The organism is Bacillus sp. REN3 (assembly GCF_017912555.1).
Classification (GTDB): Bacteria; Bacillota; Bacilli; order Bacillales; family Cytobacillaceae; genus Mesobacillus.
Genome location: NZ_JAERSD010000013.1, coordinates 56,880 through 81,932, shown reverse-complemented (window position 1 = coordinate 81,932; position 25,053 = coordinate 56,880). Strand labels below are relative to the sequence as shown.

Sequence of the window (25,053 nt, the reverse complement as noted above, 5' to 3'; positions counted from 1 at the left end):
GATAGAGAAATTCCAAAATAGGTTGGTATAAACGCATGTTTGATAAATTGACACGGAGGACATTTTTAAAAAGAATATTCGGCAGTCTCCTTGCAATCGCAGGAGCATGTACTGGAGGATATTATTATGCCAGGGAGATTGAACCTGGGATGCTTGACATTACGAGACATGAATTCAATGGAACAGGCTTGCCAGTTGGCTTTGACGGATTCAAGATCGTCCAGTTCAGCGATACGCATATTGGTTTCCAATACAGGCTGGAACAGCTTGAATTGCTGATTGGGAAAATGAATGACTTGAATCCTGATATGATTGTGTTTACCGGTGATTTGCTCGATGATCCTCTCGAATTTAAAGAAGGGCAGAGGATTGTATCTGCCCTTGACAAGCTAAAAGCGCCATTTGGGAAATATGCTGTCTATGGGAATCATGACCATGGAGGCTATGGTTCCAACCTATATAGACAATTAATGGAACAGGCAGGTTTCACGCTGCTCGTCAACGGCTCCGAACGGATTGAGCTTCTTGACGGAAGCAGTCTCTGGATCGCCGGTATTGATGATGCGATGCTCGGGAAGCCAGATATCGCGTCTGCAATGGCTGGTATTCCTGAAAATGGCTATACCATCCTGCTTTCCCACGCGCCTGACCTTGCAGAAACAGCTGCTTCCTATCCAATCGGATTGCAATTGAGTGGGCACAGCCATGGTGGCCAAATTCAAATTCCATTTTATGGACCTTTGGTTACGCCTCCTTACGCCGAAAAATTCGTTGAAGGATTTTACACTGTCGGCACTGAAAATGAACTATCCTTGTACGTGAATCGCGGACTGGGGACCACAAGGCTGCCGTACCGGTTTTTATCCCAGCCTGAACTGGCATTGTTCACCCTGCATCATGATAATGGAACAAGAAGTTAATTCTTTTGACTGCTCGTTCGCTTCAAGTATTCCCCCTGTGCCATTTCCACTGGATCATGGGATCCTTGAAACGCAAGATCCTTTTTTGCATATGCTGGGAAAGAGGAGGAATATCCATGCAGCATATTGTAAAAAAAGGCGAAACATTATCGATGATCGCGGCGGCCTATCGGCGGAGCCTGAAGCAAATCCTTGCGGCAAACCCGCGGATCATTCATCCTGGATTGATATTTCCCGGCCAGCGGATTACCATTCCCGGTCTTCCTGACCCTTCTTCCATTCCATATTCTATTTCCGTTTCATTGAGAAACAGAAGATTGACCCTATATAAATCAGGTATCCCAGTAAAGACATATTCTGTTGGCATAGGAAAAATGCTTACCCAGACACCAGTGGGAAATTTCGTCATTGTCAACAGGGAACCAAATCCAGGCGGTCCCTTTGGAGTCTTGTGGCTGTCACTTTCAAAGCGGGGGTACGGCATCCACGGAACAAACAACCCTTCCTCGATTGGCAAACAAGTCTCAAAAGGGTGCATAAGAATGTACAATCGGGATGTACTGGAGCTTGCCCGGATGGTTCCCAATGGGACAAGAGTATCCATCCGGCCATGATTCCCAAATGATTGGATAGGCTTCCATTTTTCAATTCTCTATATTAAGGGTATAATGATAATATGGACGATAGTCACAAAGAAAGGAGCTTAATCCATTGACTAATCAACGGAACAAACTTCCCCGATACCAGACAACAATCGAGAACCTCTCACAAGCCATCTTCATTGTGAACCGTCATGCCAAAACAGCGCCAAATCCAAAGTACCTCTACAAGCTAAAACATGATGCGATTAAAAAATTGCTTCATGAAGGGAAAGCAAAGAAAAAGGGATTGCATTTTTCAAATAATCCGAAGCTCAGCCAGCAGCAATCTGATGTGCTTGTCGTTGTCGGTGAATACACTTTTCATATTCCCCCGACTAAGAGTGATTTCGAGGAGCTGCCCCATCTGGGAAAATTGGACCAGTCTGTAAGGAACCCGAAGGCTTCTCTCTCCCTGACTGCATCAAAAAAATTACTTTCAGAATACACCGGCTTGAAAGAACCTCAGGAAAAATCCCCAGCTGGAAAAGCAAGACCGTATACAAAACCGATATTCAAAAGACTGGGTGAACGCTATTAAGACCTTGCGGCCACTTGAACAAGGAGAAACGCGAAAACGAACAACGTTTCTCCCCTTAATAAAAAGGAAGCCGGATAGCCACCTTTCTTTTTTCTTCCATTTTCATCAAGGCTTTTAGTAGGATTGGCCGGCAAGGTTGACTGATGGCCACGAAATGGGGACGGCTCATCACATCCCGTTTCCCTCGTGCAGGCACTGCAGGATCCAAGTCCAGGAAGCGCTTCAACAGGAATATGATCCCTTTGGCAAACTGCATAAATGCCGTTTGCGTCTATAAAATCAGTTGATCGATCTTGGACACCAATTCATCGATATTTGGCTTGCTAATCTGTGCATCTGCCCCTACTGTCATTCCTTTATGATATAGTTCGTCTGTGATCAGCGATGAAAATAAAATGACAGGCAGCTTCGAAAGAACCTCATTCTCCTTTATCCGCCTTGTTAAATGGAGGCCGTCCATTTGTGGCATTTCAATGTCCGTAATCACCAACTGGACATTCGAGCATGGATCCCCTTCATCCGTTTTGGTCTGTTCGAGATAGTCCAGCGCATCCTGCCCATTTTCAAAGAACTCAAGAGTTTGGAATCCCGCTTCCTGCAAAGTATCATTAAGAAGCTTTCTCAACATAGGCGAGTCTTCTGCAATAACGATTCTTTTTTCAGAGCGCTCCCGGGGCCCCATTTTCTTTACGTCACTTATTTTGATGCCGGAATCCGGATTGATCTCGAGAAGGAGCTTTTCGAAATCCAGGAACAGGATCATATCCCCTCCTAATTTAATCACCCCGAGAACCATGCTTTCTGCACCCTGGTACATATCAGACGGTTTCTCAATCTGTTCCCATGAAATCCGATGGATTTGCGAAACAGCATGCACATGGAATACTGTTTTTTGCTGATTGAACTCCGCCACGATGAACTTATCCTGCTCGGGATGGATTGAAGGAGGCAGCTGAAGGGCAGTCGCGACATTAATCACCGGCAAGACCTCCCCCCTTAGTTCCATGATTCCTTCAATATATGGATGAGCGTGGGGGACGGCAACGACCAGCGCGGGATTGAGGATTTCTTTTACCTTCATTACGTTTATGCCAAATTTATTCTTGCCGACACCAAATTCGACAATCTCTAGCTCATTCGTTCCAGACTCCATTAATATCTGATTCTTACTCATTAAACTCTTCCTTCCACTAAAAACAGGGCGTTCTCCAGCTGACACCTTGCTTTTTATAAAATATTCATTATCCCTATTATCGGCTGCGGCATGCCACTGTTTAATTGAATTTCAAGCTAAGTAAGCAAGCTGGCCAACCGCCAGCTTGTTTTTCCCCTTCGTTTTATTGTCTCGTGCTTTACCTTCTCCCTCCTTAAGTTGCAAACTTCCACCTTTTCTTGCGGACATGTTAAAATAGACTTATTCTAGCGGAGGGATGAAAAACGTGGAGCATTTAATAAACAAAAGAGTTAAAGATATCGAGATTTCCGGAATCAGGAAATTTTTTAATATGGTAGCAGATATTGAAGACATGGTTTCCTTGACGATCGGCCAGCCGGACTTCCCTACTCCAATCCATGTCAAGGAAGCTGGAAAGGACGCGATTGATTCAGATATCACTACATATACCCACAATGCCGGCTTGCTGGAATTGCGGCAGGCGGCAGCGGATTTTTACAATAAAAGATACAATATCCGATATTCAGCGGACAGTGAAACCATCATTACCGTTGGCGCAAGCGAAGCAATCGACATTGCCTTCAGGACCATCCTCGATGAAGGAAGTGAAGTCATCCTTCCCGGACCGGTTTATCCAGGGTACGAACCGATCATCAAGTTGTGCGGCGCAAAACCTGTCCATGCCGATATCCGGAACACGGATTTCAAAATGACTGCCGGTTTGATTGAAAGCCTGATTACGGAAAAGACAAGGTGCATTGTCCTTCCATATCCATCAAATCCGACCGGGGTCAGCTTGACAGAAGAAGAACTCAGGGAGATCGCAACCCTGCTCAAGGACAAGGACATCTTTGTGCTCGCAGATGAAATTTACAGTGAACTTGTCTATGGACAGCAGCATGTTTCCATTGCACAGTTCCTCAAGGAACAAACGGTTGTCATCAATGGGCTCTCCAAGTCACATTCCATGACAGGCTGGAGGATCGGGATGCTTTTCGCGCCTGATTACCTAGCAAAGCATATCCTGAAGGTCCATCAGTACAATGTTACATGTGCGACCTCCATCTCCCAGATGGCAGCACTGGAAGCACTGACCGCAGGAATCGATGATGCTGAGCCGATGAAAAAGGAATATGCCAGGAGACGGGAGTATGTTTATGACAGGCTTATCGCAATGGGCCTTGATGCCATCAAGCCTGACGGCGCTTTTTATTTCTTTGTCAAGATCCCTCGCGATGGCCTCCGATCCTTTGACTTCGCGATGGAACTTGTCGACAAAGCTGGTCTAGCTGTAGTTCCGGGGAGTGCCTTTTCTGACTTTGGCGAAGGGTACTTCCGATTATCCTATGCCTATTCGCTGGATACCTTGAAGGAAGGTCTTGACCGGCTGGAAGGTTTTTTGAGAAACAGCCTTGCTAAAAGTTAGTTTTCCTAACATAGGAATAGAATGGCGAACGAATAGGATGGAAGTGGGTCAATCAGAACAACAAAAAAGCCGTTCATTCTATTTCATTAGCCGCCTATTCAGGAACGGATCATTGCCGCGGCTGTCATCATGACTGGAGAGAAGAAAGATGGAAAACAGCTCTATCTAAGGAGAAGTCTGGGGATTGCTATAAGATTGAGGCGAAGAATAGCGAATTAAAACACAGACGCGAGTATGTTGCAGCCACATCCACAGGTATTATAGGCACGGAATTGCTAGGCGTCCCGGCCATTTTTACGATCAAGCTAAAACGGATACTAAGACGGCTGGGTTAAAATAGCTTAATAAGGGAACTGAAACAAAAAAGGCCGGAAGTATTCCAATAATATGGAAAAACCCCGGCCTTTTTTTCGTTTTGGTGATCAAGAAAACCTAAAAAAACAGCAGATTTTCAGTAGCCTCTTGAATGAGAGCGGCTTTTCAATTTACTGTTTCCAATATTTATAAAGCGCCTGTGTCCCGCTGTTTTCTTCTCCTCTTTCGGCCAGTTTCTCATACATCGAAAATGCCAAAGAGAGTCCGGGAACCTCCATTTCCATCTTTTTTGCTTCATCAAGGGCGATTTTCATATCCTTGATGAAATGCTTGATATAAAAACCCGGTTCGTAGTCTCCGTTTATCATCCGCGGCGCGAGATTTGAAAGAGACCAGCTTCCGGCTGCACCGGTCGTTATCGTCTTCAAAACCTCTTCAGGATCAAGGCCAGCTTTCTCGGCATAAATGACGGCTTCGCATACGCCGATCATATTAGAGGCAATGGCAATCTGGTTGGCCATCTTTGTGTGCTGTCCTGCCCCTGCTTCTCCTTGATAGACAATATTAGTTCCAAGGATATTCAGCAATGGTTCGACATGCAGGAACGCCTCTCTTTCCCCGCCGACCATGATGGCCAGCCTGGCTTCACGCGCCCCGATATCTCCTCCTGAAACTGGTGCATCAAGGGCTGCGATCTCTTTTTCCTTAGCTTCAAGATAAATTTTTTTTGCCAGGGAAGGAGTCGAAGTAGTCATGTCAATCACATAACTGCCTTTTTTTCCATTTTCAATCAGTCCTTCCTTGCCGAGGTATACCTCTTCGACATCTGAAGGATAACCTACTATCGTAAAAATGACATCTGCTTTTTCCGCAACCTGCCTGACGGAGGCTGACCAGACCGCTCCATTGTCAAGCAGCTGCTGCGCTTTTGATTTAGTCCTAGTATAGACAGTCAGCTGATAACCGGCATCAAGGAAATGCTGTGCCATGCTCTGACCCATCACGCCTGTCCCAATGAACCCAATCACCGTTTCTTCCTTTGATAACATATGTACGCCCTCTTTCTTTACGTTGATGATTTCATTTTAACACTAAAATGGAACCACAATTAAATGGATTTCACCATTGCAAGTAAAACACTGACAAGGTTTCTATACACTTGCCTCTGCATCATTTTCTTTTAATAAAGGGGATGGATCATAAAAAAATATATGTATTTGACAGAAGCCGTCGTGTTGAGACGATCATCAGGCAATGAGGAACAGCTTATGAACCATATTGCGTTTTTTCCCGAAGGCGGTCACTGCGTTAAGGTTGATGGCAGAATCGCCGGTTCGATAACAGACCTGATTGCAAGTTTCAGGATTGTGAATCCTGATCACATTTGGACAGAAATAACGGATGATGGATATATCCACAATCATTATCCAGATGGCAATACTCTATACATAGTGATATATGCGTCGCTCAATTATGGATTGCCGATGGAATGGATGACCCATTCAAAGTTCTCAATCAATAATCAGTCTGCGCTTTTCCTGTCATGTCAAAGTTTTTGTGACCAGGGAGTTATAAACCATATGGATTTTTAATAAACCGAATCGAGTAGGAGGGGGTGATTAACCCCCGACCTCTCACACCACCGTACGTACCGTTCGGTAGACGGCGGTTCGAAAGTTTATGAAATAATGTTGTTAATTGTTTTAATCCTTGCTGAAGCCAGTATTTATTATTCATGGCTTGGTCCAAGGCAGGACTCTTTGAATTTCTCCAGTATCCCTTACGGGAGTTCGCATATTGCCAGGCTTTATATCTCTTAATTCCTAATCTAATCAGATTCCTGAATTTAGTCCTGGTTTTCTTCCATTCTTTCCAGCGACAAGCACGTAGCCTTCTCCTGATATGCCCATCTATCTTTTCTGCATACCTCTTGATATCAGCCACTTTGAAGTAATTTCCCCATCCCTGGATTAGTTGGTTGATTTTAAGGATTCGGTATTCCATGGCAATTCCCCAATTGCGATTGGTTAACCTTTTAAGCTTTTCCTCCAGTCTCTTTTTCGACTTCTTCGGCACGTATATTCGGGTTTTGTTGTTCGAAGAGTAAAAACTCATCCCTAAGAATATACGTGCCGATGGCTTTCCCACTGCACTTTTCTCCTCGTTCACCTTCAATTTTAACTTTCTCTCGATAAAGTCCGTGATACCTTCTTTAACCCGTTCACCAGCTTTTTGACTCTTAACGTAGATATTGCAATCATCCGCGTAACGGACGAATCTGTGTCCACGCTTTTCAAGTTCCTTATCCAGTTCGTTTAACATGATGTTACTAAGGAGAGGGCTTAACGGACCTCCTTGTGGGGCCCCTTCTTTATTAACCGTAATTAACCCGTTCTCCATAATTCCTGCTTGTAAATACCTTCGGATTAGCTTTAAGGTGGGTTTGTCCCCTATTGTTTTGGAAATTAGGGACATGAGTTTATCATGGTTTACTTTATCAAAGAATTTCTCCAGGTCGATGTCCACCACAAATTGATACCCATCTTCAATATATGACCTAGCCTGTTCGATAGCTTGATGTGCGCTCTTGTTCGGTCTGAAGCCGTAACTATAATGGCTAAATTGTCTATCAAATATAGGGGTTAGGACTTGAACCATCGCCTGTTGGAAAACACGGTCTGTTACAGTTGGGATTCCTAGTTTTCTCTTCCCGCCATCTGGTTTGGGAATTTCGATTCTTCTTACCGGTTGGGGCTTGTATTTTCCGTCCTGTATAAGCCTGATGAGCTCCTGTCCGTGCTCTTTAAGATGAAGGCGGGTAGCTTCTATATCTTTCGCATCGACACCAGCTACTCCTTTATTCCTTTTAACCTTCAAAAAGGCTAGGTTTAGGTTTCCCGGGCTTATAATTCTCCGAATTAAACTTTCATTAGTTTCCATATTGGTCCCATGTCATCAAGTTTGTACAAAGTGACTCCACACTTCAAAGAAAAATCTCCTGGATTTCGTCCACAATTCTTCATCAAAGCCCATCAGGTTTACTGTGTCATTACCTCTTTGTAAATGGCTCTAACATGGTCTCTCCTTTCGTTCAGTCCTTCTCAACCGAAAGGTTGATACTATGACTTCTGCTGACTTCTCTTAACTCAGCTACTTATCGCTAAATATTTTCCCGTTAGGGGGGTTAAGAGATCTCCCAGGGTAAGTTCATTCACTTTCTCCTCATCTATCTGCCACATTTATTCCCATTCCATCCGGGGATATTTTGGACTTTGTCTTGTTTTGCAGACTCATCCAGGAATGTGAACCTCAAATGTGATTCGTGTACTTCATACCGAGGATTTGCCTAGGGCTTCCTTCAGATTCCGCGAGCCACGGACACCCTTGCCTTCGGCTAATGGTTCGCATATCCCAACGCCCATAGCGGACTTTCACCGCCAAGTTAATGAACATGCCTGGCACACAAAAAATGCCGGCTGATTACCAGCCGGCCAATTCTGGGGGAAAATGAGAATGATTAGCTAACTTTCAGTCTAACCAAAGTGCTTACTCCTCTTTACCCTCAGTGTATAGTGTAAAACATTTTTTATATTACAAATATGTTACAAATCTACAGCACTGTTTACAGCTTCTACTACTTCTTCTGTGGTACCCATCGCAAGGACTTTCGCAGCCAGTTCTTCCATATCAGCCCTGTTCAGCTTCCTTACAAGTGAGCGTGCTTTCAGGATTGACGAAGCACTCATCGAGAACTCATCAAGGCCCAATCCAAGAAGAATCGGGATTGCTGTTTCGTCCCCTGCCATCTCACCGCACATTCCTGCCCATTTCCCTTCATTATGGGCAGCGTCGATGACCATCTTGACCAAACGAAGGATGGATGGATTATATGGCTGGTATAAATAGGATACTTGCTGGTTCATCCTATCTGCAGCCATTGTATATTGGATCAAGTCATTTGTTCCAATGCTGAAGAAGTCCACTTCCTTGGCGAACTGATCGGCAATGACAGCTGTTGATGGAATTTCCACCATGATGCCAAGCTCAATTTCGTCAGCAACCTGGACACCTTCCTTGACAAGCTTTGCTTTTTCCTCTTCCAGCACAGCCTTTGCTTCCCTGAACTCAACCAACGTGGCGATCATTGGGAACATGATCTTCAAATTGCCATAAATGCTTGCACGCAAAAGGGCACGCAACTGAGTCCTGAAAATGTCCTGTTCCTCGAGGCATAAGCGAATAGCCCTAAAGCCTAGGAAAGGGTTCATTTCTTTAGGCAAGTTCAGATACGGAAGTTCCTTATCTCCTCCGATATCCAATGTCCTGACGACAACAGGTTTGCCCTCCATGCCTTCAAGAACAGCTTTGTAGGCAGTGAACTGCTCTTCTTCAGTAGGAAGCTGGTCCCTGTCCATATAAAGGAACTCAGTACGATACAATCCAACCCCCTCGCCGCCATTCTCGACTACACCTTTCAAATCTTTGGGCGTGCCGATATTTGCTGCAAGTTCAACATGATGTCCGTCTGCAGTCACCGTTTTTTCATTAACAAGCTTAGCCCATTCAGCCTTCTGCTTTTCGAAATCTTCCTGGACTTTTTTATATGCCTCCAGCACCTCAGGAGTCGGATTGAAATGCACTTCCCCCTTAAGACCGTCGACAACGATCATATCTCCGTTCTGGATATCCTCAACGGCTGTCTTTGTACCTACTACAGCCGGGATTTCCATCGACCGTGCCATAATGGCGGAATGGGATGTCCGACCGCCAATATTTGTTGTAAACCCTTTTACATACTGACGGTTCAACTGGGCGGTATCAGATGGTGTCAAATCCTCCGCGACGATGATCACTTCTTCAGCGATTATGCTCGGGTTAGGGATTTGCACGCCTAATAAATGTGCCATCACCCGTTTCGTAACATCCCGGATATCGGCTGCACGTTCTTTCATGTACTCGTTATCCATTGATTCAAACATAGTGATGAACATTCCTGCTGTCTCTTTCAAAGCATGTTCAGCGTTTACATTTTCTGTCTTGATTTTATCTTCAATGGGTGAAATCAGCTCTGGATCACTTAGAACAAGCAGGTGAGCATCAAAAATCGCCGCCTTGTCAGCGCCTAGTGCTGTTCCTGCATGGTTACGGATTTGCTCCAGTTCGGCTTTGGCTTTTTGCAGCGCCGTCTGGAAGCGAGCAACCTCTTCATTAGGAGCTTCCACTGACTTCTTTTCGAAACTTAAATCCGGCTCTACCAGCTTATAGGCTTTTGCAATCGCAATGCCACTTGATGCAGCGATTCCCTGTAGAAATCCCATTATTCAGCCAGGCCTTCTTTTTTTAGTGTTTCTTCAAGTGTGTTCATCGCATCTTGCTCGTCGCTTCCTTCGGCAGTGATCTCGATATCAGCACCCTGGCCGATTCCTAAAGACATAACACCCATGATAGATTTAAGGTTGACCTTTTTCTCTTTATATTCTAAATGGATTTCTGAATCGAATTTGCTTGCAGCCTGTACCAATAATGTAGCAGGGCGAGCGTGGATTCCTGTCTCAGCAACAACCTTGAATTGTTTTTGTACCATACCAGATCATTCTCCTTTTAAAAGATTATTAAGATGACCATACATGATGCCTTCCAAACTAAATGTTCAATTGAGCGAAAGGTCCAAATCAAGCTAGCCAACATGATATTCTGTATCTTGCCCATTTGTATAGTTCTTTCACACCATATATTATCCCAATCGCTTCTTCAAAATGCTTGTTAGCGACCGGCATCCCTCACAAAAGAATAGCATTTTGTGATTGCTTAGACAATGAAAATACCCTGACTTTTTTAAGCTTGGAGCGATTTTTCCAGGTAAAACGTTTTCATTCTGTGTAAATGAGACAAAGAAGTGAAAATTGTTAATGGAACGAAAAAAGGAATCCTTTTTTCGTAAATCAAGCCCTTTTTCCTGATCCCTTTATGAAATTGAATTTTATTTCTTCTCCCCCTCCAGGCGATTGCACGAGGAACAGCCTGTCCAGCATTCCTGAAAGATTCACGAAACGGCCATCCAATAGAGTTATGTCAAAGATTGCTGTTTTCTGGTTTCCTTGCCGGAATCCGCCATAAGAACCCCTGCTCACTTCGTTTGCCATCCGCTGTCTTTAACAAGAGGTTTAATCAGCAACATGCATTAAAATATCAGCTTCTTTGTGTGTCCATGTAGTGATAAATCACATCACCGCCTCTTTGGGCAATGCCCCTGAAATTCTTGAAGTCTTCCCGTTTCACAAGCACTTCCCGAAAAGCCAGGAAATCCTGCTTTGAAACGAAGACTTCTTCCAGTTCCTTGTTTTTCAGGCTCTCAAGCATTGCAACTGCTTCATCTCTTGTCATACATAACACTCCTCGCTGAAAATGAATCTACCATTATTTTAGCTGCTTCTTCAGGAAAAACAATTATTCAGATAAAAATTGAATTTTTTCCTAGATATGGATAAATATATTCAATATAATAAAGTTATCTATAAACGGAATTTTCAAACGAACAGAAGTGAAAGTTTCGTGAACATTTTAAGTATTGATCACTATTTTCTTTACGAATGTACCTTTTTGGTGCAGAATGTTAGTAATTTGAAATTTGGCAAAGGAGCGAGGCGATTTGAAAAAAGCAGAAGTCGGAAATGTAATCGAATTCAAAGAAGGATTACAGGGAGTTGTTGAAAAGGTCAATGAAAATTCAGTCATCGTTGACTTAAGCTATATGGATAACTTCCGTGAACTCGAATTGGATCAAAGGACCGTAATCAACCATAAAAATTACAAGATCATAAAAGAAACAGCTCAATAAATAAATTGTTGATAAAAAGAGAAAGCAGCAGCCTGCCGCTTTCTCTTTTCGATTATTCCGTCGTTTCTTTCCCTGCAAGTTCCTTCAATGATTCCACCTTGCCATGCGGATGCTGATGCTGTTTTCGGATCTTCCGCTCACGTTCTTGCTCACGCTTTGACTTTGACATATCGTTCCCTCCTCCTGAAAATAAAGATTCCTCATTACCTTTCCCCGAGAAAAGGAACTTTTTCCTTACAACTTTTAAGTTATTTTTGGTACAATAGGGTTTGTTTCTGGGAAAGGGGTTAACGTTCAATGAAGAATTGGATGGCAGATCGCAGATTAATTCTAGGCATTTTGATCTCACATCTTTTATTATTTTTCACCTTTGAGGATAAGACAGTCTTCTGGTACATATTCACAGCATCGATGCTGATTTTGATTAGCTATTCTATCATCCATGAGGAAATCGATGATAAAGCTTCAACGTTATCCTTTCTTTCCATCGGGATCTTATCTGGTATTGGATTGTTTGGTTTATTTTGGCTGGGAAGCTTCCTGATCGACTTGCTGGACCTTCCGCTTTCCCGTCAGATAGCACGATTGTATAGCAGATTTTCTCCAGAAATCCTCTGGCACTACCTTGTTCTCGTGTTGATCCTGGCGCCAGGTGAAGAAATTTTCTGGCGGGGGTTTATCCAAAAACGGCTTGGCAGGTACCTCGGCACGAGGATTGGCATTCTCTTGTCCGTTCTGTTATATGCTTCTGTACACATCTATTCCGGGCAATTCATCCTGGTCCTTGCAGCGATGATCGCCGGGACAGCATGGAGCATTTTATACGCGTGGAAAAAAAGCCTGCCGCTTGTCATTGTCTCGCATATCGTTTTCGATTTATTGCTGTTTGTCTTCTTCCCTTTGCATTAACTGCGGCAGATTAAACAATAATCCTGGAAAATGGTCCCTCGATGAAGGATCATTTTTTTATGTTTTCTTTGACCTGATTAATGAAGCGGAATCGCTTCGGCAAGGAGAATGCCCTCCTTCATTGACTCCCCGTCCGGATATGCCTGTTCAAGGTCCGATGGGGGTAGCATGGTGATTTCCGTGAACTGCTGCATGTCTCGGGAACCTGTAATAATGTTCTAAAAGCCTATTGTTTATCCTCTGCCTTTCATGATATCTTTTTCATAATGTGTAAGTTTTTGTAACATCCCCACGAAATTTGCGTCTAATTTTACGAGAAGCAGTGAAAAACAGGAGGAGAACAACATGAACAAATATTTCAAGCACCTGGCGTTAATTGGTTTGTCGGCAATCGTCATTTCGGGATGCGGTTCCTCAAATGGCGATTCAAACAGCAAAGAACCAGCTTCACAGCCTGCATCCGCCCCTGAAGATACTAAGAAGGACACTCCGGGAGAGACAAAGGAAAGCAAAGAAAAAAATGATACAGGAAAGGATGAAGGGATGATCCGGATTCTTGAGCAAAATATCCAATACAATGTAAATGGTGAACAAAAGGAAGAAACTGCATTTCTTAAGCATTCTGACAACCAGAATTATTCTTTGTATGTTTTGCCTGGGTATGAATTGACCGCAGAAGAACCAAATAAAGATGTTTTGTTCTGGTCAGAGGACGATAGTGTTTTCATGAGGATTGAACTGCTGCCTGCCGACGTTGACTGGGCTTCACTGGAAGAGAATACAAAATCCCAGCTTGCCGCTGTCAATCCTGAGGTGAAAGAAGCCGCCGTTCCCGAAGATCCTTTTTATCAGGGTGCATGGATGATGGAAACAAAGAGTGGTTCGGAAACCGTGGCATCCTTATTAATCAAGACTGACGGGCAACCTATGAAGCTGACAATGTTCACAAAAGAAAATGCCGATCACAGGGATGCATTCCTTGAAATGGCTAAAACCATCCTTAAAGAAAGTAAATAGCGCAACTGACGGAAGTTCCGCAACACACTTACAGAGCCTAAGCCGCTCGTGGAACGCTCAATAAAAGGCCAAAGGAAAAAGCTTGTAGCACTTATCTTTTCATCTGGAAACGGCGGTTGCGCCGGGTCCTTGCCAACCTCTTCTGAAAGCCTATGGTTAGCGGTTCATTCCGGACCGCCTACACCTTGGCCATGGAAATGATTGGATTCACGGTTTTACATATCGTAAAGTAAAAAAGAAGGAACGTTTTCCTTCTTTTTTATTTTGCCGGCACTGGCTTCATCCACAGCAAAATGATGAATGTCAGGCTTATATAGCCGAAGACTGGATACAGGATTGACAGCAAAGTTCCGTAATGGACCAGGCTGATAAGGTAACATATCAAAAAGAGGACTGTTACGACAAGGACAGTTGGAAGTGTCATGTATTTTTGTATCTGTCGCTCAAGCCCAAATATATTGCCAATCACCGAGGTGAAGATCTCTCCGTAAACTATCAAGACAAAAATCCCGTATAAGCTTGAAGCAAGCTGCTTCATGATGACAGCCATAGGGATATCGAATCCCTCGAATCCAGGCAGCATGATCAATGTTAAGTGGCTTGCGAGCAGAATCAATGTAAGCGCAAGCCCTCCAAGTATGCCTCCCCATTTTACAGTATTGTCATCTTTGATTTCCGCAGCGACCGGAACAAGGACAGCCTGTGCGAGCGCCAGGTTCAAGGCAGTGTAGGAAAAAGGAGCGACAACGGCTTTCCAGCCATCTTCTGCATAAGGGATGAATAAGACTTGCTCCATGAACCCTGGAAGCCTGACAGAGAGCGAGAACAGAATCAAGCTGAATAGAATCATCATCGGGACGACGAAAGTGTTCACGGCAAAGATCCCTTTGATGCCTACCGCCATGACAGCCAATGAAAGGGCAATGGTAAGGAATACCCCAAATGATTTCGTCAGCCCAAGCTGTTCCTCGAACACCGCTCCCGCACCTGACAGCATAACGGAACAAACACCAAGCAGCATGACCAGCATTAACAAGTTGATCAGCTTACCAAAGAATCTTCCAAATAAATGTTCATTCATTTGCTCATAAGACTGCGCACCAATCGATGCGGCAATTCTCATCAGCTTTGAACCCATATAAATAAGGATATAACCGCTCATCAAGATCCCAATTAATCCAAATATGCCAAAACGGGAAAAAAATTCGACGATTTCCCGTCCAGTCGCAAAGCCTGCCCCTACTACTGTCCCTACATAAACCGCAGCGACTTGGAAGGCAGCTCCCCATTTTGTCTTCAATGCCCTCTCCTCCTTCCCTTCCAATATATGAAGACTAAGACAAACAATGACGAGCTTTTCATTTGCTTGATTACAAAAAGAAAAAATTACCATAAATAAAATACTTGAAAGTCAAAAAAGGTCAAAGTATAATAAAGGTAAATTGATCAAAGATAGTCAAAGTCAAACCCCTCTTTGATCACCATGAAAATAAGAAAGATTTTGAAGGAGGAATTTAAATGCTTTGCCAAAATTGCCATGAAAACCATGCGAATATCCAATTGAAAATGAACCTGAACGGTAACCAAAAGCATTTATTGCTCTGCGAAGACTGCTATAGAAAAGAACGCGAGAAATTAGGAGCATCCTTCGGAAGCCAGATTTCAGGATTCGGAGGATTCGGGAATGTGCCATTCAATGATTTGTTCAATTCATTTTCAGGACAGCCAGGAAAAGATGTTCCTGGCCATAGCCCAGGCCAGGGGGCGCCAAGAACAACTGGCGGCGGCAACGGATTCATTGACCAGTTTGGAAGGAACTTAACTCATATTGCGAAAGCAGGATTGATTGATCCTGTGATTGGGCGTGATGAGGAAGTCAAGCGAGTCATAGAGGTTTTGAATAGAAGAAATAAAAACAACCCTGTCCTGATTGGTGAACCAGGTGTCGGCAAGACAGCGATCGCTGAAGGCCTTGCCTTGAAAATCGTCGAGGGCACTGTGCCGAATAAGCTTAAAAACAAGGAAGTCTACCTTCTTGATGTGGCTTCCATGGTAGCCAATACAGGTATCCGCGGCCAATTCGAGGAGAGGATGAAGCAGCTGATTTCCGAGCTGCAAAACCGCAAGAATATCATTTTGTTCGTCGATGAAATCCACTTGTTAGTCGGCGCAGGCTCTGCTGAAGGTTCAATGGATGCCGGGAACATCCTGAAGCCGGCCCTTGCCCGAGGTGAACTTCAACTCGTCGGGGCAACGACATTGAAGGAATACCGTAAAATTGAAAAGGACGCAGCGCTTGAAAGACGCTTTCAGCCGGTACAAGTCCTGGAACCAACTGTGGAACAAGCAATCGAAATCCTGAATGGCATCAAATCAAAATATGAGGATTTCCATGAAGTGACCTTTACTGAAGATGCCATCAAAGCGTGTGTCCAGCTTTCACACCGCTATATCCAGGATCGCTTCCTTCCGGACAAAGCCATCGACCTTCTCGATGAAGCGGGTTCCAAACTGAACCTCGCAGCAGACTATACAAGCAAGAACGACGCTGAAATCCGCCTTGCTGACATTGCCAAAGAAAAGGAACTGGCTTTGAAGCAGGAGGATTATGAGATGGCTGCAAAATTGCGCGATGAAGAAGCGAAGCTTGAAAAAGCACTGAACGACAATGGCAACCCTTCACGTCCTACAGTCACCGTCCAGCATATCCAGGAAATCGTCGAGAATAAGACTGGCATTCCTGTTGGCAAGCTGCAGCAAGATGAACAGGCTAAGATGAAAAACCTAGCTGCGAACCTCAACAGCAAGGTGATCGGCCAAGAAGAAGCGGTGGAAAAAGTTGCGAAAGCGATTCGACGAAGCCGTGCCGGGTTGAAATCCAAGCATCGCCCGATCGGTTCCTTCCTGTTTGTCGGACCTACAGGAGTTGGTAAGACCGAATTGACAAAAACACTGGCGGAAGAATTATTCGGTTCCAAGGATGTGATGATTCGCCTTGATATGAGTGAATATATGGAGAAACACAGTGTATCGAAAATCATCGGTTCTCCTCCAGGATATGTTGGGCATGAGGAAGCCGGACAATTGACTGAAAAAGTCCGCCGCAACCCATACAGCATCATCTTGCTGGATGAAATCGAGAAAGCACACCCTGATGTGCAGCACATGTTCCTGCAGATTCTTGAAGATGGCAGGCTGACTGACAGCCAGGGACGTACCGTAAGCTTCAAGGACTCAGTTATCATCATGACTAGCAACGCAGGTTCCAGTGAGAAAACGATCAAGGTTGGCTTTGGGCAGAGCGATGCGATCAACGAAACAAGCATCCTCGATTCACTTGGAGGATTCTTCAAACCTGAGTTCCTGAACCGCTTTGACAGCATCATCGAATTCAAGTCTCTTGGAAAACTACACCTGCTTCAAATTGTCGACTTGATGCTATCAGAACTGAAGAACACACTTGAGGAGCAAAACATCAGCCTTGAGGTTGAGAATGAAGTGAAGGAAAAACTCGCTGAGCTTGGCTACCACCCTGCATTTGGCGCACGGCCGCTCCGCCGTTCCATCCAGGAACACCTCGAGGATTCCATCGCCGACTTCATCCTTGAAGAACCTGAAGCAACAAAGCTTTCAGCTGTTCTTGAAGACGACCAAATTAAAATCATCCGCAAGTAATGATTACCCGGGAGCCTGTATGAACAGGCTTCTTTTTTATTTCCTACTCTAGGCATCAATCATACGATTGGCCCGTCTCGTCCGAATGGAATGAATATTCCAATAGCCTAAACGCCCCAGGGACATTATAGCCTCAAAGATCTTCTCCAAGGCAGAAGATCCTCATTTTCCTGCCGACATTAAAGAGCTCCATTTTTTTTTAGATTTTTACAGTTTAAAAGTGAAAAGTACATAAAAGCCAGTTAAAATAAAAACACATCATTTTCAGAAAAGAGGTTTACTGTATGGGGTTTCTGACAAGGTTCAGCCTAAAAAATTCGTTTGCCATATTTATCATTTCCTTCTTGCTTATCCTTGGCGGGCTGTATTCCTTTACAAGACTGAAGGTCGATCTGCTGCCAAACATTGAATTCCCCCAGCTTTCCATAGAAGTCGTATATCCTGGCGCCTCGCCCCAGGACATTAATGAACAAGTAACTGAAAAGCTTGAAACAAAATTGAAGGGCATTGAAGGAATCAAGAACATCCAGAGTTCTTCTTTTGAAAGCATCGCGATCATCAATCTGGAATTCCCTTTTAACACAGACCTTGATAAGGCCGAGCAACAGGTGAATTCATACATCAAGGAATCGGGCCTACCGGAAAAGGTCGAGACGAAAGTTAATAGATTTTCCTTTGGCACCTTCCCAATCTTCAATATTTCTTTATTTTCAAAGAGCGACCAGGAACTTGAACAGCTTGTGAATGAAGAAATCATCCCTGAATTGAACAAAATCCAGGGAATCAACAGCGTTTCTGTCGGCGGCCAGACAGTGGAACTGCTGCAAATTACCGTTGACCAGAAAAAGACTGAACAGCTAGCGTTAAGCCTTAATGAAATTAAAGAGACCATCGATGCCAGAAAATTCAGCTTCCCTGCGGGCAACCTGAATGAGAATGAAATCCAGGTGCCAGTCCGGGTCCAGGAGGGAATCGAAAAGATAAGCGAGCTGGAAAACTTGCTGATCAAGCCTAAGTTCGCTCCTAAGGCACCACCAGTGAGACTCGGGGATATCGCGGTGATAGAAGAGGTATCCGAGAAGCCTGAAATTACGCGTTATAATGGAAAAGATTCTTTATCAATGGCCATCACTAAAAAGCAGGATGCCAACACTGTTGAAGTAGCTGAAAAAGTGATGAAGGTTATAGACAGCTATGATAATCGCCTTTATTACGCGATAGGCTTTGATTCTGCGGAAAGCATTGAAAAATCGGTTGAGACACTAGTAAAGGAAGGTTTGCTGGGGGCGCTTTTTGCCTCGCTTGCCGTACTCTTATTCCTGAGGAATTTTAGGGCCACCATCATTGCAATCGTCTCCATCCCGCTTTCACTGTTGATTTCTTCCATTTTCCTGAATCAGCTTGATATTTCACTGAATATCATGACTCTTGGCGGAATGGCAGTCGCAGTCGGACGGGTCGTAGATGACAGTATCGTTGTCATCGAAAATATTTTCCGGCGGGTCCGGAAAAATAAAACCGGCATGGGTGATGAATTGATCCAGGATTCGACGAAAGAAATCTTGAAAGCCATTACCTCCTCGACTATCACAACTGTTGTTGTCTTTCTCCCGCTCGGATTTGTCGGCGGGCTGACAGGTGAATTCTTCCTGCCTTTCGCGCTAACGATCGTCTTCTCGCTCCTAGCTTCTTTGCTGGTCGCAATTACCATTGTGCCAATCCTTGCAAAGTTCTCTTTCAGAAATGTGCATATGGAGGATAAGGAAGGAGCACTGCAGCGTGCATACGGACGGGCGATCAAATGGTCACTCAACCACAAGGCCCTTGTCATTGTATTATCTATCCTTTTGCTTGGTGGTTCAGGATTCCTTGTCAAGGAGCTTGGCTTTACCTTCATACCAAATGAGGAACAAAAGCTGCTGGTCGCAACCTTCCAGCTCCCATCATCCACTTCCCTGGAAAAGACGAACGAAGTCTCTTTGAAAGTGGAAAAGATGTTCGCTGAGAAGGAAGAAATAAACGATGTGACAGTCGGCATTGGAAGCCGTGACTTCCAGACAGGCCTGAAAAGGCAAAACCAGGCGAACTATTTCATCAGCCTCGATGAAAACGTGAAAGTCAAAGCCTTCATCACCGATCTCGAAAAAGAGATGGAAGAAATCATCCTAGGACAGCAACCTGATGCGAAAATCGGCATCCAGGAGCAATCGACTGGCGGACCTCCTTCCAATAACAACGTTAATATTGACTTGTATTCAACTGACCTTGCTACATTGCAGGAGGCAGCTGCAAAGGTTGAGAACTATATGAAAAATCAAGAAGACTTGAAATACGTTTCAAATAATTTTTCAGAGAAACAAAAGCAGGTGGTTGTTGATATCAATCCGGAAAAATCAGCGCAACTGGGCCTTTCTGGATTCCAGATATTAGGAACCATCGCAGATAAAACAAAGCCAGTAGATGCAGGAACGATGCAGCTCAGTGGTAAAGAGCGCGACGTGGTGATCACTTATGATGAAAAGACAGAAACACTTGAACAGCTTGTGGAAACATTAATTTTCACCCAGCAAGGGCCAATTCCAATCACCGAAATCGCCGACATCTCGCTAACAGACGCTTTCACATCGATTCAAAAATTGGATGGGAAGGTATTCGCAAGGGTTTCTGCCCAAATCGATTCCGATGATATTCGAACGGTATCCACAAATGTAATTAACGGTGTCAAAAATGATGTCAAGCTGCCTGATGGCGTATCCCTTGAGGGCGGTGGCGGAAGCGACGAAACGGTTGAAACATTCACGCAGCTGGGCGTCGCCATGGTCATAGCCATTGGGCTCGTATACCTTACGATGCTTATAACTTTCGGCCAGGCAAGGATTCCATTCATCATCCTCTCGTCCCTCATTTTCGTGCCAATTGGTTCCCTTTTGGGACTATGGATTGCTGACGAGCCGATGTCGGTAAGTGTGATGATTGGACTTTTGATGCTAATTGGAATTGTAACAACCAATGCGATCGTTCTCGTCGACCGGATCGGCCAGAACCGGATCGAAAAAGGCTGGCCTATCCGTAAAGCACTTATTGAAGCAGGCAAGACAAGGCTCCGTCCGATCCTAATGACAGCTTTTGCGACGATCGCTGCACTGATTCCGCTAGCGTTGACCACTTCATCAGGAACTCTTATATCAAAAGGGCTGGCCATTACTGTCATCGGCGGATTGACATCTTCCACCCTGCTGACTTTGATCCTCATTCCTGTCTTGTATGAAGTTTTTTTCTTCCGGCAGATCAAAGAGGAGAAAGGAATGTGAATATATTCCCTGACAAAATCAGTATCCGTATATGTGGCCGTGATTCTTCCTTTCATTGGGCAGCCCAACCGGCATCCTTCAATCCTGACAGCCGGACCGGACGAGTGTTCTTATAGGGCTTGAGAATGCCTAAACCATTCCCAAGCATGGGACACCCAAGATTAAAAACCTTTTGAGAAAATGAGCAGCTTACCGCTGCTCATTTTCCCGGTTTATGTGAAGTTCTTCGAAGATACTTAGCTCAGCAATATTACAAGTACAATCGACAAGCACAATTTTATCGACCTTTCCGGATGTTCTGGAACCATATTTCCACTATTGATTGTGCAACAAAAATTCCTATTTCAATTTTTCATATGCTAATTGAAGAAGATCACTAACAAGCACATTCCCGCTAAAAGAATCATCAATTTGCCTTTATAAAACCATTGCCACGCGCATCGCTAAGCAATAGGTTTGTGCATGAAATAATCATTTCATGCACAAAAAAAGCGAAACCCTTGGGCTTCGCTTTTTTCTTTATAGATTTTGGTCATCCACTGAGCCAAGCCAGCTTTCGATTTCCCCAATGACCGACTGAACACAGCCTTCTTCAAATGGAGAAATCAGATTTGCCTGTTTCACAAGCTCTGTGAACGACATGCTGCCTCCCAGCTTGCATAGCTTTACATAATCATTCCATGCATCTTCCTTGTTCTCCCTGGACCTTTTCCAGAACTGGAATGCACAAATTTGGGCGAGTGTATAGTCAATGTAGTAGAACGGCGAATTGTAGATGTGCGCCTGGCGCTGCCAGAAGCCCCCTTCCTCAAGGTAATGGTTTCCGTCATAGTCCTTGTGCGGAAGGTATTTCTTCTCGATTTCACGCCACTGGCGCTTCCTTTCTGCTGGCGTCGCATCAGGATTCTCATATACCCAGTGCTGGAATTCATCGACAGAAACTCCATATGGAAGGAAGAGCAGACTGCTGCTCAAATGCGAAAATTTATACTTATCCGTATCTTCCTGAAAGAACAGTTCCATCCATGGCCATGTGAAAAATTCCATGCTCATGGAATGGATTTCACACGCTTCATAGGTTGGCCAGTTGTATTCCGGAATCTCGAAATGCCGGCTTGCATAGACTTGGAAAGCATGGCCTGCTTCGTGGGTAAGGACATCGATGTCACCGGAGGTCCCATTGAAATTCGAAAAAATGAAAGGAGTTCTGTAATTCTCGATATACGTGCAATAGCCTCCGCTGGCTTTTCCTTTCTTGGCGACAAGATCCATCAGGTTGTTCTCAATCATGAATCGGAAAAATCCACCTGTTTCAGGAGAAAGTTCATCATACATTTTTTGTCCGTTCTCAACGATCCATTCCGGGGCCCCTTTCGGAGCAGGGTTCCCGCTCTTGAAATTGAATGGCTCGTCATAATACTTCAGCATATCAACCCCGATCCGTTCTTTCTGCCGCTCCTTCAGTTTCGTTGCTGTCGGAACGATATATTTTCGTACCTGTTCACGGAAAGCGGCAACCATTTTGCTGTCATAATCTGTACGGAACATCCTGTAATAGGCTAATTCGACAAAATTTTCATAACCCAGCTTGTGCGCGATTTCAGTCCTTACCTTCACAAGGTCATCAAAAATCCGGTCGAATTCTTCCCCGTGTTCAGCAAAAAATCCAAATTTTGCTTCACTCGCTCTCTTCCTTATCTCACGATCCTTTGACTCTGTAAAAGCATCAAGTTGTGCCAGCGTCCTTTTTTCACCATCAAACATGATTTTGGCTGATGCAACTAACTTAGTATACTCAGTCGATAACTTGTTTTCCTTCTGCATCAAAGGCACGATTTCCGAAGAAAATTGCTTAAGCTGGGCCTCAGCCAATGCAAAAAGCTGGCGTCCCCACTTATTCTCCAGCTCATCACGGAAAGGAGAAGCGACAAGTGCTTCATAATATTTTGTCACCAGCCCCTCTATCTGGGGTGCAAGCTCATCGAGGTAGTCTTGCTCTGTTTTGTAAAATTCATCCTCCGTATCAATAGAGTGGCGGATATAGCATAGGTTGAACATCGTGTTGACATCATTCCTAAGACCATTGATTTCATTCATCGCCGCGTTCTGTTCCTCAAGGGAACCGGCATTCCTGAATTTTTCGAGCGCTTTTTCAAACCTTGCTGTCACCTCGCCCAAATCAGGGCGGGTATATGTAAATTCCTCAAATTTCATTTCCATTCCCCCCGTTTCATTTTTGGGATTAACTGGCGAACCCCTATCATATTCCTATTCTATGACTGTTCATGATTATCCTTTTAGCAAAGAAAAAAAACGGCGCATTAGCCGTTTTAATATCTGCTGACAGAGAGTCCAAGCTTCTTCAGAAGTTCAATGGCTATATCCTTTTCCTCTTCTGATAGGCTGCCCATCAATTCATGGATCAGCGCGCTATGCTCAGGAAAAATGCTTTCGATCAGTTTTTTCCCTTCCTCAGAAATTTTCGCATAGGTTACCCTGCGGTCCTTTGGACAGGCGATGCGGTTAAGATAGCCTTTTTCTTCAAGTTTGTCGACTACATAAGTGATGCTGCCGCTCGCGAGCAAAATCTTTCCTCCTATTTGCTGCAGAGGCTGTTCCCCTTTATGGTATAATAGTTCGAGGACAGCGAACTCAGTCGGGTTCAAACCTTTTTTCTGAATGCCCTTATTCACTTTTTCGTTGATCGCCCTGTACGCTCTGGACAGGACAATGAATAGTTTCAATGATTGTTCTTCTTTGCCATGATTCATATAAGTCCATCCTTTACTTTTTACACATTCCCATAATAAGAGTATAGCTGATATCTGAAATTTTAGCAGTATTAACCTTCCTATTCTTCCTTCGGTATCCCTGTGGGCCATAAAATATCTTACTTAGTTTAAAAGATTCCCAAAAGAGGGAAAAATACTTGCATCAATAAAACATTTCATTAACAGGAGTGGCTAATCATGAAATCTGGATTTAAAGGAATAATGATCATCATCGCCATCTTGCTTGTAGGCGGTATCTTCATGATGATTGGAAGCTATAACAGTTTTGTTTCAGAGGAAGAAAATGTAGACCAGGCGTATGCCCAGGTGGAAAATCAGCTGCAAAGGAGGCTGGATTTGATCCCGAACCTCGTCAATACGGTCAAAGGCTATGCAGCCCATGAAAAGGAAGTCATCCAGTCGATTTCTGATGCGAGAGCACAGCTGGCAGGAGCGAAGACTCCTGAAGAAGAAGCAACTGCGAACGCTGAACTATCGAGTGCGTTAAACCGATTGCTTGTCGTCGTTGAAAACTACCCGGACTTGAAAGCGGACAAGCAGTTCACCCGATTGATGGATGAGCTCGCCGGAACAGAAAATAGGCTCGCTGTAGCCAGGAAGGATTATAATGACCAGGTTTCCAGGTACAATAAAAAAGTGAAGCGATTCCCGGGTGCTATTGTCGCCGCTGTGACCGGTTTTGATGAAAAAGAATACTTTAAAGCCGACCCCCGGGCGCAGGAAACGCCTGCGGTTGACTTTGGAGACTGACAATGAAACCAAGAAGATTCTCCGGAATAGCAGCTATCCTGATCGCCCTGGTGTTGCTGCTCCCGGCCGGAGCAATCGCGGCGCCCGCTGGAATACCCGGACCAATTGGAGACATTTACGTCCAGGACTTTGCGGATGTTTTAAATGAAAACGAAGAGACACAGATTCGGAGTCTCGGCAGGGAAATAGAGGGCAAAACCACCTCGCAGGTTGCTGTACTGACCGTAAAGTCAATTGGTGATGCGAGCATCGAGGAATACGCTGTCGAAGCTTTCCGGAAATATATGCTTGGGACGAAGGAAAACAATAATGGCGCCCTTCTGGTCCTTGCCGTGAAAGAGAAAAAAATCCGGATTGAGGTCGGCTACGGTCTCGAGGGAACCATTCCTGATGGAAAGGCTGGCTGGATTCTTGATGAATACGCGATTCCACATTTGCAAAATGGACAGCCGAACCTTGCCGTCATGAATACGTACAAGGCCCTTGCAAATGAGGTTTCCGGAACGGAGGAATCCGATACTTCAACAAGCAGGCAACAGCAAGAACTGCCAATTCCCGGATGGTTGCTGGCGATTATCGTATTCGCCATCGTCTTCCTGGATTTCAAGTTCTTCGGAGGCACACTGACCTACGCTCTCCTCTCCATCATTACCAGGGGAGGCGGCAGAGGAGGCGGCCCTCGTGGGGGCGGCGGGGGATCTTCAGGTGGAGGCGGAGCAAGCAGAGGATGGTAATTGAACTATCCGG

22 protein-coding genes and 1 pseudogene are annotated in these 25,053 nt (G+C 44.5%); 13 read left to right on the top strand and 10 right to left on the bottom strand.

The genetic code is table 11. The features are described from left to right. The first annotated feature begins 35 nt into the window (after positions 1–35). The 3 genes from JJQ88_RS12865 (at position 36) to JJQ88_RS12855 (ending at position 2,099) form a co-directional block, all read left to right on the top strand. The gene (locus tag JJQ88_RS12865) at positions 36–920 is read left to right on the top strand and encodes a metallophosphoesterase (protein WP_210366342.1); all 885 of its coding nucleotides are present in this window, start codon (positions 36–38) and stop codon (positions 918–920) included. 116 nt (positions 921–1,036) lie between these two features. Next, positions 1,037–1,534 carry a L,D-transpeptidase family protein gene (locus JJQ88_RS12860; RefSeq protein WP_210366340.1) on the top strand — a complete coding sequence of 166 codons (498 nt, stop codon included), beginning with the start codon at positions 1,037–1,039 and terminating at the stop codon, positions 1,532–1,534. 97 nt (positions 1,535–1,631) lie between these two features. Beyond that, positions 1,632–2,099, top strand: coding sequence for a YkyB family protein (locus JJQ88_RS12855; RefSeq protein ID WP_210366338.1), 468 nt, complete (start codon positions 1,632–1,634; stop codon positions 2,097–2,099). Positions 2,100–2,370: 271 nt separating this feature from the next. Here the strand turns inward: JJQ88_RS12855 and JJQ88_RS12850 are convergent, their stop codons facing one another. Beyond that, positions 2,371–3,273, bottom strand: a complete 903-nt coding sequence (locus tag JJQ88_RS12850; protein ID WP_210366336.1) for a chemotaxis protein — start codon at positions 3,271–3,273, stop codon at positions 2,371–2,373. A gap of 265 nt (positions 3,274–3,538) precedes the next feature. On the opposite strand from JJQ88_RS12850, the gene JJQ88_RS12845 reads away from it, so the two are divergent. Both JJQ88_RS12845 and JJQ88_RS21270 read left to right on the top strand, forming a co-directional pair. Beyond that, positions 3,539–4,699, top strand: coding sequence for an aminotransferase A (locus JJQ88_RS12845; RefSeq protein ID WP_210366334.1), 1,161 nt, complete (start codon positions 3,539–3,541; stop codon positions 4,697–4,699). Between the two features lie 167 nt (positions 4,700–4,866). Beyond that, positions 4,867–5,034, top strand: a pseudogene (locus JJQ88_RS21270) (IS5/IS1182 family transposase); the annotation flags it as partial. 150 nt (positions 5,035–5,184) lie between these two features. On the opposite strand, the gene JJQ88_RS12840 reads toward JJQ88_RS21270, so the two are convergent. Beyond that, on the bottom strand, positions 5,185–6,063 hold the full coding sequence (locus JJQ88_RS12840) for an NAD(P)-dependent oxidoreductase (protein ID WP_210366331.1): 879 nt from the start codon (positions 6,061–6,063) through the stop codon (positions 5,185–5,187). Positions 6,064–6,282: 219 nt separating this feature from the next. On the opposite strand from JJQ88_RS12840, the gene JJQ88_RS12835 reads away from it, so the two are divergent. Next, on the top strand, positions 6,283–6,606 hold the full coding sequence (locus JJQ88_RS12835; RefSeq protein WP_210366328.1) for a hypothetical protein: 324 nt from the start codon (positions 6,283–6,285) through the stop codon (positions 6,604–6,606). Here the strand turns inward: JJQ88_RS12835 and ltrA are convergent. The 4 genes from ltrA to JJQ88_RS12815 form a co-directional block, all read right to left on the bottom strand. Next, positions 6,584–7,954, bottom strand: a complete 1,371-nt coding sequence (ltrA, locus tag JJQ88_RS12830) for a group II intron reverse transcriptase/maturase (protein ID WP_210366326.1) — start codon at positions 7,952–7,954, stop codon at positions 6,584–6,586. The genes JJQ88_RS12835 and ltrA overlap by 23 nt on opposite strands. 662 nt (positions 7,955–8,616) lie before the next feature. Then, positions 8,617–10,332, bottom strand: coding sequence for a phosphoenolpyruvate--protein phosphotransferase (ptsP, locus tag JJQ88_RS12825; protein WP_210366324.1), 1,716 nt, complete (start codon positions 10,330–10,332; stop codon positions 8,617–8,619). Continuing rightward, complete coding sequence (locus JJQ88_RS12820; RefSeq protein ID WP_210366322.1) at positions 10,332–10,598, bottom strand: phosphocarrier protein HPr; 267 nt, start codon at positions 10,596–10,598, stop codon at positions 10,332–10,334. Before JJQ88_RS12820 ends, ptsP begins: the two co-directional genes overlap by 1 nt. 605 nt (positions 10,599–11,203) lie before the next feature. After that, the gene (locus JJQ88_RS12815; RefSeq protein ID WP_210366320.1) at positions 11,204–11,398 is read right to left on the bottom strand and encodes a hypothetical protein; all 195 of its coding nucleotides are present in this window, start codon (positions 11,396–11,398) and stop codon (positions 11,204–11,206) included. Positions 11,399–11,663: 265 nt separating this feature from the next. On the opposite strand from JJQ88_RS12815, the gene JJQ88_RS12810 reads away from it, so the two are divergent. After that, on the top strand, positions 11,664–11,852 hold the full coding sequence (locus JJQ88_RS12810) for a YkvS family protein (RefSeq protein WP_210366318.1): 189 nt from the start codon (positions 11,664–11,666) through the stop codon (positions 11,850–11,852). Positions 11,853–11,904: 52 nt separating this feature from the next. Here JJQ88_RS12810 and JJQ88_RS21265 read toward each other — a convergent pair whose 3' ends face one another. Further along, on the bottom strand, positions 11,905–12,021 hold the full coding sequence (locus tag JJQ88_RS21265) for a DUF6254 family protein (RefSeq protein WP_246861146.1): 117 nt from the start codon (positions 12,019–12,021) through the stop codon (positions 11,905–11,907). A gap of 128 nt (positions 12,022–12,149) precedes the next feature. Between JJQ88_RS21265 and JJQ88_RS12805 the strand changes: the two genes are divergently transcribed. Both JJQ88_RS12805 and JJQ88_RS12800 read left to right on the top strand, forming a co-directional pair. Beyond that, positions 12,150–12,761 carry a CPBP family intramembrane glutamic endopeptidase gene (locus JJQ88_RS12805; protein WP_210366316.1) on the top strand — a complete coding sequence of 204 codons (612 nt, stop codon included), beginning with the start codon at positions 12,150–12,152 and terminating at the stop codon, positions 12,759–12,761. A 345-nt stretch (positions 12,762–13,106) separates the two neighbouring features. Beyond that, entirely contained in the window at positions 13,107–13,778 is a 672-nt protein-coding gene (locus JJQ88_RS12800; protein WP_210366314.1) for a hypothetical protein, read from the top strand. Between the two features lie 259 nt (positions 13,779–14,037). On the opposite strand, the gene JJQ88_RS12795 is transcribed toward JJQ88_RS12800, so the two are convergent. After that, a complete protein-coding gene (locus JJQ88_RS12795) occupies positions 14,038–15,078 on the bottom strand; it encodes a YkvI family membrane protein (protein WP_210366312.1) in 1,041 nt (346 codons plus the stop codon). A 218-nt stretch (positions 15,079–15,296) separates the two neighbouring features. Between JJQ88_RS12795 and JJQ88_RS12790 the strand changes: the two genes are divergently transcribed. After that, positions 15,297–17,453 (top strand): ATP-dependent Clp protease ATP-binding subunit, encoded by a 2,157-nt coding sequence (locus tag JJQ88_RS12790; protein WP_210366310.1) that lies wholly within the window; start codon positions 15,297–15,299, stop codon positions 17,451–17,453. A 284-nt stretch (positions 17,454–17,737) separates the two neighbouring features. Continuing rightward, positions 17,738–20,764, top strand: coding sequence for an efflux RND transporter permease subunit (locus JJQ88_RS12785; protein WP_210366308.1), 3,027 nt, complete (start codon positions 17,738–17,740; stop codon positions 20,762–20,764). A gap of 519 nt (positions 20,765–21,283) precedes the next feature. On the opposite strand, the gene JJQ88_RS12780 is transcribed toward JJQ88_RS12785, so the two are convergent. Continuing rightward, positions 21,284–22,978: a M3 family oligoendopeptidase gene (locus JJQ88_RS12780; RefSeq protein WP_210366307.1), complete on the bottom strand. Its 1,695-nt coding sequence runs from the start codon at positions 22,976–22,978 to the stop codon at positions 21,284–21,286. Positions 22,979–23,094: 116 nt separating this feature from the next. After that, positions 23,095–23,535, bottom strand: coding sequence for a MarR family winged helix-turn-helix transcriptional regulator (locus JJQ88_RS12775; RefSeq protein WP_210366306.1), 441 nt, complete (start codon positions 23,533–23,535; stop codon positions 23,095–23,097). 198 nt (positions 23,536–23,733) lie between these two features. Between JJQ88_RS12775 and JJQ88_RS12770 the strand changes: the two genes are divergently transcribed. Together JJQ88_RS12770 and JJQ88_RS12765 are read left to right on the top strand one after the other, a co-directional pair. Beyond that, a complete protein-coding gene (locus JJQ88_RS12770; RefSeq protein ID WP_210366305.1) occupies positions 23,734–24,306 on the top strand; it encodes a LemA family protein in 573 nt (190 codons plus the stop codon). Between the two features lie 2 nt (positions 24,307–24,308). Further along, a complete protein-coding gene (locus JJQ88_RS12765) occupies positions 24,309–25,040 on the top strand; it encodes a TPM domain-containing protein (protein WP_210366304.1) in 732 nt (243 codons plus the stop codon). Positions 25,041–25,053 lie beyond the last annotated feature (13 nt).